The organism is Streptomyces sp. NPDC022552 (assembly GCF_055561875.1).
In genome coordinates this window covers 40,748-52,448 of record NZ_JBVHGJ010000023.1, presented here as the reverse complement: position 1 = coordinate 52,448, position 11,701 = coordinate 40,748, and the positions used below count along the sequence as shown (strand labels likewise).

The 11,701-nt window shown below is 71.5% G+C and carries 11 protein-coding genes; 9 read left to right on the top strand and 2 right to left on the bottom strand.

Features of this window, described 5'->3' with window-relative positions; translation table 11 throughout:
- The first annotated feature begins 82 nt into the window (after nucleotides 1-82).
- The 8 genes from ACZ3OF_RS35195 to ACZ3OF_RS35160 all read left to right on the top strand — a co-directional run bounded on the left by ACZ3OF_RS35195 (nucleotide 83) and on the right by ACZ3OF_RS35160 (nucleotide 8,099).
- Complete coding sequence (locus ACZ3OF_RS35195) at nucleotides 83-1,015, top strand: ABC transporter ATP-binding protein (RefSeq protein WP_361680498.1); 933 nt, start codon at nucleotides 83-85, stop codon at nucleotides 1,013-1,015.
- Complete coding sequence (locus ACZ3OF_RS35190; RefSeq protein ID WP_467308908.1) at nucleotides 1,012-1,749, top strand: ABC transporter permease; 738 nt, start codon at nucleotides 1,012-1,014, stop codon at nucleotides 1,747-1,749. Before ACZ3OF_RS35195 ends, ACZ3OF_RS35190 begins: the two co-directional genes overlap by 4 nt.
- Nucleotides 1,750-1,883: 134 nt before the next feature.
- Nucleotides 1,884-2,486 carry a dTDP-4-dehydrorhamnose 3,5-epimerase family protein gene (locus ACZ3OF_RS35185; RefSeq protein WP_361680610.1) on the top strand — a complete coding sequence of 201 codons (603 nt, stop codon included), beginning with the start codon at nucleotides 1,884-1,886 and terminating at the stop codon, nucleotides 2,484-2,486.
- Nucleotides 2,483-3,499, top strand: coding sequence for an NAD-dependent epimerase/dehydratase family protein (locus ACZ3OF_RS35180; protein ID WP_467308906.1), 1,017 nt, complete (start codon nucleotides 2,483-2,485; stop codon nucleotides 3,497-3,499). The genes ACZ3OF_RS35185 and ACZ3OF_RS35180 overlap by 4 nt, the downstream gene beginning before the upstream one ends.
- A 38-nt stretch (nucleotides 3,500-3,537) precedes the next feature.
- Nucleotides 3,538-4,866 carry an activator-dependent family glycosyltransferase gene (locus ACZ3OF_RS35175; protein WP_467308904.1) on the top strand — a complete coding sequence of 443 codons (1,329 nt, stop codon included), beginning with the start codon at nucleotides 3,538-3,540 and terminating at the stop codon, nucleotides 4,864-4,866.
- A gap of 22 nt (nucleotides 4,867-4,888) precedes the next feature.
- Nucleotides 4,889-5,599, top strand: a complete 711-nt coding sequence (locus ACZ3OF_RS35170) for a class I SAM-dependent DNA methyltransferase (protein ID WP_361680509.1) — start codon at nucleotides 4,889-4,891, stop codon at nucleotides 5,597-5,599.
- 14 nt (nucleotides 5,600-5,613) lie between these two features.
- Nucleotides 5,614-6,993 carry an NDP-hexose 2,3-dehydratase family protein gene (locus ACZ3OF_RS35165; RefSeq protein ID WP_467308901.1) on the top strand — a complete coding sequence of 460 codons (1,380 nt, stop codon included), beginning with the start codon at nucleotides 5,614-5,616 and terminating at the stop codon, nucleotides 6,991-6,993.
- Entirely contained in the window at nucleotides 6,990-8,099 is a 1,110-nt protein-coding gene (locus ACZ3OF_RS35160; protein ID WP_467308899.1) for a DegT/DnrJ/EryC1/StrS family aminotransferase, read from the top strand. The genes ACZ3OF_RS35165 and ACZ3OF_RS35160 overlap by 4 nt, the downstream gene beginning before the upstream one ends.
- Nucleotides 8,100-8,121: 22 nt before the next feature.
- Here the strand turns inward: ACZ3OF_RS35160 and ACZ3OF_RS35155 are convergent, their stop codons facing one another.
- Both ACZ3OF_RS35155 and ACZ3OF_RS35150 read right to left on the bottom strand, forming a co-directional pair.
- Complete coding sequence (locus ACZ3OF_RS35155; protein ID WP_467308897.1) at nucleotides 8,122-9,318, bottom strand: cytochrome P450; 1,197 nt, start codon at nucleotides 9,316-9,318, stop codon at nucleotides 8,122-8,124.
- Nucleotides 9,319-9,352: 34 nt separating this feature from the next.
- A complete protein-coding gene (locus ACZ3OF_RS35150) occupies nucleotides 9,353-10,099 on the bottom strand; it encodes a thioesterase II family protein (protein WP_361680521.1) in 747 nt (248 codons plus the stop codon).
- 287 nt (nucleotides 10,100-10,386) lie between these two features.
- On the opposite strand from ACZ3OF_RS35150, the gene ccrA reads away from it, so the two are divergent.
- Entirely contained in the window at nucleotides 10,387-11,643 is a 1,257-nt protein-coding gene (gene ccrA / locus ACZ3OF_RS35145) for a crotonyl-CoA carboxylase/reductase (RefSeq protein ID WP_361680524.1), read from the top strand.
- Nucleotides 11,644-11,701 lie beyond the last annotated feature (58 nt).

Here is an 11,701-nt window from a genome sequence, read left to right as displayed (position 1 = left end):
CCACCGTGAACCCCACCACACCGACAGTCCGGCCGGCCCCGCCGGGAGCATCCGGAAGCGCCCGTTCCATGGAGGAACCCCGATGACCATCCAACCGCTGGCCCGTGCGATCGGGGTCTCCCGGCGCTACGGCGAGACGACGGCCGTGGACGGCATATCCCTCGACATACCCGCCGGCCAGCTGATCGGCCTGCTCGGCCCCAACGGCGCCGGCAAGAGCACCCTCATCAACCTCTTCACCGGCCTGCGCAAGCCCACGCAGGGCAGGGTCGAGCTGTTCGGCCGCGACCCCCGGCATGTGGAGGCCCGCCGCCGGATGGGCATGACCCCGCAGGAGACCGGCCTGCCCGAGACCCTCAAGGCCACCGAGGTGATGGACTTCGTGGCGGCGCACTTCACGCGCTCCGCCGACACGAAGGAACTGCAGGAGCGGTTCGGCATCACCGAGTTCGCCGGCCGCCAGGTCGGCGGCCTCTCCGGTGGCCAGAAGCGCCGCCTGGCCATCGCGCTCGCCTTCGTCGGCGAACCCGACCTGGTGTTCCTGGACGAGCCGACCACCGGCCTGGACGTCGAGGCCCGCCGCACGCTGTGGGACGGCATCCGCGCCTTCCACCAGGGCGGCGGCACGGTGGTGCTGACCAGCCACTACCTCGACGAGGTGGAGGAACTGGCCGAACGCGTCGTGATCATCGACCAGGGCCGCTGCGTCGCCGACGACAGCGTCGCGTCGCTGCGCCGGGTGAGCGGCCTGCGCCGCGTCACCGTCCGGATGGCCGAGGTACCCGCCCTGCCCGGCCTCGTCGCCGTCGAGCGGGAGGGCGACCGGGTGCACCTGATCTCCCAGGACTCCGACCAGATGGTGCGCGACCTGGTCGCCTCCGGCGCGGCCTTCGACGAACTCGACGTCAGCGCCGGGTCCCTGGAGGACGCCTTCCTCGCACTGCTCGGCCGTAACCGGGACGAGGCCCCGGGCACCGGCGAAACCACGCCCGTCGCGGAGGCGATCGCACGATGAACACCACTCTCGCCTATGTGAAGTTCGAGATCCTGGAGGCCCTCCGCATCCCCGCGGTCTTCTTCGGGCTGCTCTTCATGCCCGCCGGCGGCATGTTCGTGTTCGTCGTCCCCACGCTGGGCTCCGACCCCGCGACGGCGACCATGGGCACGGCCTCCATGTGCCTCTTCGCGGTGCTCATCATCTGCTCCGCGCAGTACGGCATGGGCATCGCCGACGCCCGGATGAAGCCCTGGGGAGGGTACGTCCGCACACTGCCCGGCGGACCGGTGCCGCGCATGGTCTCCATGGTGACGCTGAGCCTGCTGATGACCCTGCTCGGCGCGATCCCGCTGATCCTGGTCGCCGCCATCGGCACCGAGGCCAGTGTCTCCCCGGGCCGGCTGCTGCTCGGACTGCTGGCCCTGATGCTCGCGGTGGTGCCCTTCGCGCTCTTCATGCTGGCCATCGGGTACGCCGTCAACCCCTACCTGGTGGCCATGCTGACCAGCATCACCCCGCTGGTCCTGGTCGTCCTCGGCGGCCTGCTCGCCGACCCGTACGCGACGGAAGGCTTCATCGCCACCGTCGCTCCCTACACCCCGGTCCGCGGTGCGGCGGAGCTGGTGTGGGCAGCGGTGAGCGACTACACCCCGCAGCCCGCCTCGCTGATCGCGCAGGGCGTCTGGACCGTCGTCCTCGCATTCATCGCGTTCCGTGCCTACCGCGCCGACGAGGGCCGCCGCTTCCGCTGAGCGCACCCGCCCACTCCACACCCCCCACCCACACCCCCCACCCACACCGCGTGCGCCCCGTCCGCCCAACCGTGAGGTCTGCCGTGCCCGAAGTCCCGTCCGCCACCGCGCGCGACGCCGCCGTCACCGGCTCCATGTCCGTCCGCCCCCTGCGAGTGGAAGGCGCCTACGCCTTCACCCCGAAGGTCTTCCCCGACAGCCGGGGCGCCTTCCTCTCGCCGTACCAGGAGCCGGCGTTCACCGCCGCCCTCGGTCACCCGCTCTTCCCCGTCGCCCAGACCAACCACAGCGTCTCCGCCCGCGACGTGGTGCGCGGCGTCCACTACACCCTCACGCCGCCCGGCGCGGCGAAGTACGTCTACTGCGCGCGTGGCAGCGCCATCGACATCGTGGTGGACGTCCGCGTCGGCTCGCCCACGTTCGGCGCCTGGGACTCGGTGCTGCTCGACCAGACCGACCACCGCGCCGTGTACTTCCCGCTCGGCCTCGGCCACGCCTTCATCTCGCTCGAGGACGACACGGTCATGTCGTACATGGTCTCCAGCAGCTACGTCCCCGAGCACGAGCTGGCCCTCACGGTCCTGGACCCCGCGCTCGGCCTGCCGCTGCCGGACCGTGACCGAATGGTCCTCTCCGACCGCGACTCGGTCGCCCCCACCCTTGCCGAGGCGGCGGAGGCCGGGACACTGCCGTTGTACGAGCAGTGCCGGCAGATCGAGAAGGCGATGTACGCATGACGGCACGCCCCGGCGGCGACGGCCGTCCCCTGGTCGTCGTGCTCGGCGCGTCCGGCTTCATCGGCTCGCCGCTCACCCGCGCCCTGGCCGCCAGACCCGTCCGGCTGAGGCTGGTGGCCCGCCGCGAGACCCCCGTCCCCGACGGGGCGGTCGCCGACATCGAGGTGCACACGGCGGACCTCGCCGCCCCGGGCGCGATCGCCGACGCCGTCGAGGGGGCCGACGCCGTCTTCCACCTGGTCGCGGCCACCGAGGCGGGCTGGCGGGTCACCGAGGACGACCTCGCCGCCGAGCGGTTGAACGTCGGCCTGGTCCGCGACCTCGCCGCGGCGCTCGGCGCCGGAGACCGTGGCGCACGGCGCCCCGTCGTGGTCTTCCCCAGCACCACCACCCACCTGGGCGCCGCCCCCGGCGGGGCGATCGACCCGGGAGACGTGAAGAGCCCGTACGTACGGCAGAAACTGCTCGCCGAGAACGTGCTCGCGCACGCCGCCGCCGAGGGCGTACTGCGCAGCGTCTCGCTCTGCCTGCCCACGGTCTTCGGCCACGGCCCCGCCACCACCGCTCCCGACCGCGGCGTGGTCGCCGCCATGACCCGCCGGGCCCTGGCCGGCGAGCCGCTCACCGTCTGGGGCGACGGCTCGGTCCGCCGCGACCTGGTCTACGTCGACGACGTGGTGGAGGCCCTGCTGGCCGCCCACGACCACGCCGACCGGCTCTCGGGCGGCTACTGGGAGATCGGCACCGGCACCGGCGTCACCCTGCTCTCCCTCTTCACCGGCGTCGCCGAGGCCGTCGCCGCGCAGACCGGAAGCCCGGCCGTCCCCGTCGTGACCGTGCCCCCGCCCGACCACGCCGACCCGGCCGACAGCGAGGACGTGGTGGTCGACCCGGCACCCTTCCGCGCGGTCACGGGCTGGCGTGCGCGGGTGGAACTGCGGGACGCGCTGCGACGCACCGCCGCCGCGCTGGCGCCCACGGCCGCGCACTGGGGTGGAGCAGGCCAGGTGTAGGGGGGGTAGGGGGTGTTCGGCGCGTACGACCAGTCCCTATGTTCCTGCCGAGTACACCACCTCAGCGAACCCGGCCCGTTCCCGTCAACGGTCCCGTCTGGAGGACGGCAATGCGCATTCTCTTCGTGGCACATGCGGAGAAGACGCACTTTTTCAGCATGGTGCCCCTGGCGTGGGCGCTGCGCACTGCGGGCCACGAGGTCAGGGTCGCCACCCAGCCGGAGATGGCGGAGACCGTCACCAGGACCGGGCTGACGGCGGTGCCGCTCGGCGGCGACCACCGGTGGAAGCAGGTCATGGAGGCCAGCCAGGACGAAGGCTGGGGGTCCCGCGTCGCCGAAGCCGTCACGCGCTCGGCCGACCTGGGCCACGAGGAGCTCCTCCGCTTCTTCGACGAGACCACCTCCCGGTACTTCCGGACCGTCAACAACGACGAGTTCACGGACGCGCTGGTCGACCACGCCCGTTGGTGGCAGCCCGACCTGATCGTGTGGGAGCAGTTCACCTGGGCGGGAGCCATCGCCGCCCGGGTCACCGGTGCGGCACACGCCCGCATGCTGTGGGGGGCGGACGTGGTGACCCGCTCCCGCAACGACTTCCTGGACCGCCTCGCGGAGCTCCCCGAGGACCAGCGGACCGACCCGCTGCGCGACTGGCTCACCGAGTCGCTCGCCCGGCACGGCGCGGCCTACGACGAGACCGTCGCCAACGGACAGTGGACGATCGACGTCAGCCCGCCCGGCCACCGCATCGACAACGGCCTGCCGGTGGTCGGCGTGCGCTACATCCCCTACAACGGCCAGGCAGAGCTGCCCGAATGGCTCGCCGCCGAGCCGTCCAAGCCCCGCGTCGCCGTCACCGCCGGCATCTCCGTACGCGGCTACTTCGGCTTCGACATGTTCAGCATCGGCGCCCTCCAGGCCTTCGCCGGCCTCGACATCGAGCTGATCGCCACGCTGCTGCCGGCCCCGGGGGAGTCGGCGGACATGGCACCGGACAACGCCACCGTCATGGACTTCGTACCCATGCAGGGCCTGCTGCCGACCTGTTCGGCCGTGGTCCACATCGGCGGAGCGGGCGTGCAGTCCACCGCCGCCTACTACGGCGTCCCGCAGCTGATCCTGCCCGGCTTCTGGGACACGGTCGTACGCGCCGAACTCGTCCAACAGTCCGGCGCGGGCATCTCCCTGCCGCCGGGCCAGGTCACACCCGAGGGCGTGCACGACTCCCTCGTACGACTCCTCGAGGACCCGTCGTTCCGCACGGGCGCCGAGGCGCTCCGCAAGGACCTGCTGTCCGCGCCCTCGCCCAACGAAGTCGTCCCGGTCCTCGAGGACCTCACCGCCCGCCACAAGAGCGCAGTCTGAGCAGTCCGAGGGGACCACAGCCGTGTACGGTGCAGAATTCGCCGAGATCTACGACCTGATCCACCAGGGCCGGGGCAAGGACTACGCCCTAGAGGCGCAGTTCGTCGCCGGCCTCGCCCGCGAGAAGGCCCCGGCCGCCACCTCGCTGCTGGACGTGGCCTGCGCCACGGGCTCGCACCTGGGTGCCTTCGCCGAGACGTTCGAGACGGTCGCGGGCGTGGAGCTGTCCGCGCCCATGGTCGAGGTGGCCCGCCGCAAGCTGGGGGACACCGTCCACCAGGGCGACATGCGCGACTTCGACCTCGGGGCCCGGTTCTCCGTCGTCACCTGCATGTTCGGCTCCATCGGTCACGCCATGACGGAGCCCGAACTCGTCGCCACACTGCGCCGGTTCGAGGCGCACCTCGAAGACGGCGGCGTGGTCGTCGTCGACCCGTGGTGGTTCGACGACACCTTCACCCCGGGCCATGTGGCGGGCGACGTGTGCACCGTGGACGGGCTCACCATGGCCCGCGTCTCCCACGCCACCCGCCAGGACGACAAGTCCCGTATGGAGGTCCACTACACCGTGGCGGGTCCGGACGACGGCATCCGCCACTTCGTCGAGACCTACCTGGCACGCCTCTACACCCGGGAGCAGTACGAGAAGGCGTTCGCCGAGGCCGGTCTCGCCGCCGAGTACCTGCCCGGGGTGCAGAACGGCCGCGGACTGTTCCTCGCCGTACGCGCCTGACCGGGCCGCCCGACATGACACAGGTGACCGAGCAGGCATCCGCCACGCGGTTCGCCGAGTCGGCACGCGCCGTCGACGGTGTCCGTACGGACACGGCGGCCTTCGACGCCTGGCTCGCCGACTGCCGCGACCGCTTCCACACCACCGTCGAACTCCGCCCGCTGGACGCGCTGCAAGGCTGGTCGGTGGACCCGCACACCGGGGACGTCGGACATTCCAGCGGCCGGTTCTTCGCCGTACGCGGCCTCGACGTCCAGGTGCCGGGCGCCGCCGTGGAACGCTGGCAGCAGCCCATCATCAGCCAGCCCGAGGCCGGCATCCTCGGCATCCTCGTCAAGGAGTTCGACGGGGTGCCGCACTGCCTGATGCAGGCCAAGGCGGAGCCCGGCAACATCAACGGCATCCAGCTCTCGCCGACCGTCCAGGCGACCCGGAGCAACTACAGCGGCGTGCACCGCGGCAAAGCCGTCCCCTACCTCGAGTACTTCCGCGACACCGCTTCCCACCGGGTGCTCGCCGACGTCCTCCAGTCCGAGCAGGGCGCCTGGTTCCACCGCAAACGCAACCGCAACCTGATCGTCGAGACCACCGGCCCCGTCGAGGTCCTCGACGGCTTCTGCTGGCTGACCCTGGGACAGCTCCACCACCTGCTGCGCCAGGACGACCTGGTCAACATGGACACTCGTACGGTGCTGTCCTGCTTCCCCGCCGCCGCCCCCACGGCCGCCGAGTCCGGACCGTCGTACGGAGAGCTCCTGCGCTGGATCACCGAGGAGCGCACCCGCCGCGAACGCCACGTCCGCGAGATTCCGCTGAACTCCGTCACCGGCTGGCAGCTCAGCGACGGGCGCGTCACCCACCGGGACGGCCTCTTCTTCGACGTCGTCGGAGTCTCGGTGGAGGCGGCCGGCCGCGAGGTCGGCCGCTGGGACCAGCCGCTGCTCGCCCCGCGCGGCACCGGACTGGTGGCGCTGCTGGTCCGCGAGATCGACGGAGTGCCGCACGCGCTGCTGCACGCCCGGGTCGAAGCCGGCCACCTCGACGTCCTCGAACTTGCCCCCACAGTGCAGTGCACCCCGCAGACCTACGCGCACCTGCCCCCCGAGGCCCGCCCCCGCTTCCTCGACACCGTGCTGACCGCGCCGGAGGAGAACGTGCTCTTCAGCGCCGTCCACTCCGAGGAAGGAGGGCGCTTCCTGCACGCCCGCAACCGCTACGTGATCGTCGAGGCCGACGCCGGCCTCTCCCTCGCGGACTGCCCCGACTACCGCTGGACGGCGCTCCACGACACGGCCGCGCTGCTCCGCCACAGCCACTACCTCAACATCCAGGCCCGCTCCATCCTCGCCTGTCTACACGGCCTGGCCGGCCGGGAGGGAAAAGAGACGTCATGACCCTGCGCGTATGGGACTACCTCGACGAGTACGAGGCGGAGCGCGAGGACATCCTCGACGCGGTGGACCAGGTCTTCCGCTCCGGACAACTGGTCCTCGGACCCTCCACCACCGGCTTCGAGCAGGAGTTCGCCGCCTACCACGGGCTGGCGCACGGCGTCGGCGTGGACAACGGCACCAACGCCCTCGTCCTCGCCCTGCGCGCCCTCGGCGTCCGACCGGGGGACGAGGTCATCACCGTCTCCAACACGGCGGCGCCCACGGTCATCGCCATCGACCAGGTCGGCGCCACCCCCGTCTTCGTGGACGTGCGCGAGAGCGACTACCTGATGGACACCGCGCAGGCCGAGGCCGCGGTCACCCCGCGCACCCGCTGCCTGCTGCCCGTCCACCTCTACGGTCAGTGCGCCGACCTCGCCCCGCTGGAGAAGCTCGCCGCCCGCCACGACCTGGCGCTCCTGGAGGACTGCGCCCAGTCGCACGGTGCCCGGCAGCACGGCCGCCTCGCCGGCACCACCGGCAAGGCCGCGGCGTTCTCCTTCTACCCGACGAAGGTCCTCGGCGCCTACGGCGACGCCGGCGCGGTCGTCACCGACGACGCGGCCACCGACGCCGCACTGCGCCGGTACCGCTACTACGGCATGGAGCGGCGCTACTACGTCGAGCAGACCCCGGGCCACAACTCCCGCCTGGACGAGGTGCACGCAGAGATCCTGCGCCGCAAGCTGCGCCGGCTCGACGGCTACATCGAGGCCCGGCGCCGCGTCGCGGCCCGCTACGCCGAGGCGCTCGCGGACACCGACCTCGTCCTGCCGGAGGTGGTCTCCGGCAACGACCACGTCTATTACCTCTACGTCGTGAGGCACCCGCGCCGCGACGCCATCATCGAGGCGCTGCGCCCGCACGGCGTCGAGCTCAACATCAGCTACCCCTGGCCGGTCCACACGATGACCGGCTTCGCCCACCTCGGACAGCCCGAGGGTTCGCTGCCGGTCACCGAGGCACTGGCCGGCGAGATCTTCTCCCTGCCGATGTACGCCTCGCTCTCCGAGGAACGCCAGGACACGGTGATCGCCGCACTGCGCGAGGTACTGCGCACGCTTTGACGCCGGTCCGGTGCGGGGGCGCTCAGTGCGTGAGACGCAGCGGTAGCTCCAGCAGGCCGTGCAGGTTGAAGTGCTTGTTGACCGGCAGGTCCTCGCGCACCAGCTCGATCTTCGCGTACCGCTCCAGCAGATGGGAGAGGACGGTCGCGGCCTCGATCCGCCCCAGCACCGCTCCCAGACAGAAGTGCGGGCCCGCACTGAACGCCAGAGTCTTCGGCTCGGTGCGGGCCAGGTCCAGCCGGTCCGGGTCGGGATAGCGTTCCGGGTCCCGCCCGGCCGCGTCCAGCAGCCCCATGACGTGAGCCCCCTTAGGGATGAGCTTCCCGCCGATCTCCAGGTCGGCGGTGGCGATCCGGGTGGCCAGCGTGACCGGCGGGTCGAAGCGGGACAGCTCGTCCACGGCCGTCGGCATCAGCGAAGGGTCCGCCCGCAGCGCCTCCAGCGCCTCCGGCTGCTTCAGCAGAGCCAGCATGCCGTTGCCGATGAGGTTCACGGTGGTCTCATGACCGGCGTTGAAGATGAGCAGGATGTTGGCGACGATCTCGTCCTCGGTGAGCTGCTCACCGTCCTCCGCCTGCATCAGAACCGACAGCAGGTCGTGCTCCGGGTCGGCGCCGCGCCGGGACGCCATCAGATCCAGCAGATACCTGCGGAACTCCGGCTCCGCCTTGTTCATGGCGATCCGCCGGCTCGGCGAGACGTCCGGGTCCAGGACGTACCCCACCTTGTCCGTCCAGTCCCGGCAGCGCGCACGGTCCTCGACGGGGATACCGAGCAGCTCCCCGACCACCGCGACCGGCATCGGCAGCGCCAGGTCGCGGATCAGGTCCACCTCGCCGTCACCCATGGCGTCCAGCAGACCGTCCACGATCTCCGTGATGCGCGGCCGCAGCCGGTCGATGAAGCGTGGCGTGAACACCCGCGCGATCAGCTTGCGCAGCCGCCGGTGGTCCGCCCCGTCCTGCAGCAGCAGCCACTTGTCCACGCTGCGCATCACGGGACAGGTCGGCCCGCCCCGCGTCATCGCCCAGCCCGGCTCCTTGGGGAACGCGCTCGAGGAGTGCGGGGAGCGCAGCAGCGCGGACACGTCGTCGTAGCGGGTGAGCACCCAGTAGCCCAGCGGCGTACGGTGCACCGGATCTGTCTCCCGCAGCCGCCGGTAGTACCCGAACCGGTCGGCGGCCAGGGCGGGGTCGTTCAGGTCGTACAGCGCGCTCATGCCTTCGCTCCCTGTGCGTCGGTGGACTGCCGGCTCAGCTCTTGGCGAGCGCGGTACGGATCACGTCCAGCACCCGCGCGCTGTGGTCGAGCAGGAAGAAGTGCCCGCCGGACAGGACCTCCATCGCGAAGGGGCCGGTGGTGTGCCGTGCCCAGGCCTCGACCTCGGGGATGTGCGCCTTCGGGTCGGCGTCGCCGATCAGCGCGGTGACCGGGCAGCTCAGCGGCTCGCCCTGCTTCCACTCGTACGTCTCGGCGGCCCGGTAGTCGTTACGGACGGAGGGGAGCGCCATCCGCATGATCTCCTCGTCCTGGAGCAGCCGGCTGTCCGTACCGGCCAGCGCGCGCACCTCGGCGAGCAGACCGTCGTCGTCACGCTGGTGCACGGTCTCGTGGCGCGTCGCCGAGGGCGCGCGGCGGCCGGAGACGAAGACGTGGGCCGCGGGCCGGCCGGCCTCCATCAGCTGGGCCAGCTCGAAGGCGACGGTGGCGCCCATGCTGTGCCCGAGCAGCGCCGTCGGCTTGTCGTCCAGCCGGCCGAGCACCTCGTGGATGCGCAGGGCGAGTTCGGGAAGGTTGTCGATGCACGGCTCGTGACGGCGGTCCTGGCGGCCCGGGTACTGGATCGCGACGACATCCACCTGCGGGGACAGTGCCTTCGCCACCGGGAGCCAGAAGCTCGCCGAGCCGCCGGCATGCGGCAGGCACACGAGCCGGATCGGCGCGGCCGGGGCGGGCGCGTAGGCGCGGACCCAGGTCGAGGTGGTGTCGTGAGTCGTCATGTGGTCGTCCACTTCTCGCGTGCGGAAAGGCTGCCGTGATGCCAGCACCTCGCGGGCGCGCGGACAAGGGGAAGCCGGGGGAACAGGGGCACCCGGTGCCGGATGTCAGGGGGCGGCCGGTCCCGGTACGCCCGCAGGCCCCCAGGACTGGGGTTCCGGCGGGCCAGTAGGGGGTGTCCAGGCCCCGGGGCGGTGAGTAGCGTCCCGCTCCGCATGAGTGTCAACAATGAGGCAGATCCGAATCGGGCCGGCACACGCGTGCGTCGGCGCCGGGTGAGGGGGCGACCGTGTCACAACCGCTGTACGAGCTGGGCGACCCCCCGCCGCTGGGCGTGATCCCGGAGCAGATGTACGCGAACGTGATCCGCCAGGACCGCTTCGGGCCGCCCGCCAAGGCGATGCAGACCGAGGTCATGCCGGTGCCCCGTCCCGGGCGCGGCGAGGTCCTCGTCTACGTGATGGCCGCCGGGATCAACTACAACAACGTGTGGGCTTCCCTCGGGGAGCCCATCGACGTGATCGCCATGCGGCAGAAACTGCACGGCGCCACCGAGGACTTCCACATCGGCGGCACCGACGCCTCGGGCGTGGTCTGGGCCGTGGGCGAGGGCGTGACGCAGTTCAAGGTGGGCGACGAGGTCGTCACCTCGGGCGCGATCTGGGACGAGACCGCCGACGACATCCGGATGGGTGTCGACCCGCTCGCGTCGAAGTCGTTGACCGCGTGGGGCTACGAGTCCAACTACGGCTCCTTCGCCCAGTTCACGCGCGTCAAGGAGCAGCAGTGCCACCCGAAGCCCGCGAACCTGTCGTGGGAACGGGCGGGCAGCTTCCTGGTGACCGGCGCGACGGCCTACCGCCAGCTGACCAGCTGGGCGCCGCACGACGTGCGGCCCGGGGACCCGGTGCTGATCTGGGGCGGCTCGGGCGGCATCGGCTCGGCCGCCATCCAGGTCACGAACCTGCGCGGCGGCATCCCGATCGCCGTCGTCTCCAGCGAGGAGCGCGCGAAGTACGCCCTCGACCTCGGCGCCAAGGGCGTCATCGACCGCACCGAGTTCAACCACTGGGGGCGGCTGCCCGACCTCGACGACAAGGCCGCGGCGAAGGCGTGGACCGCCGAGGTCCGCCGCTTCGGCGCGAAGTTCTGGGAGGTCCTCGGCGAGCGCCGCAACCCGCGGATCGTCGTGGAACACCCCGGCGAGGAGACCCTGCCGACCTCGATGTTCGTGTGCGACAACGGGGGCATGGTCGTCATCTGCGGTGGCACCAGCGGATACAACGGCGACCTGGACCTGCGCTACCTCTGGATGCGCAGCAAGCGGCTGCAGGGCTCGCACGGCTCGAACACCCGCGAGAACCGGGCCGTCATCCGGCTCATGTCCGAGGGCCGCCTCGACCCGTGCATCACCTGGTGCGGCACCTTCGACGACATCGCCGAGGGCCACCAGATGCTCTACGAGAACCGTCAGGGCACCGGCAACTTCGCCGTCCTCGTCAACGCCACGTCGCACGGGCTGACCACGCTGTCTGGGGTCGGCTAGGGGTTGCCGGGTACGGATCACCGCTTCCTACGATGGCGCGTCGTCGGTGCCGGCCGAG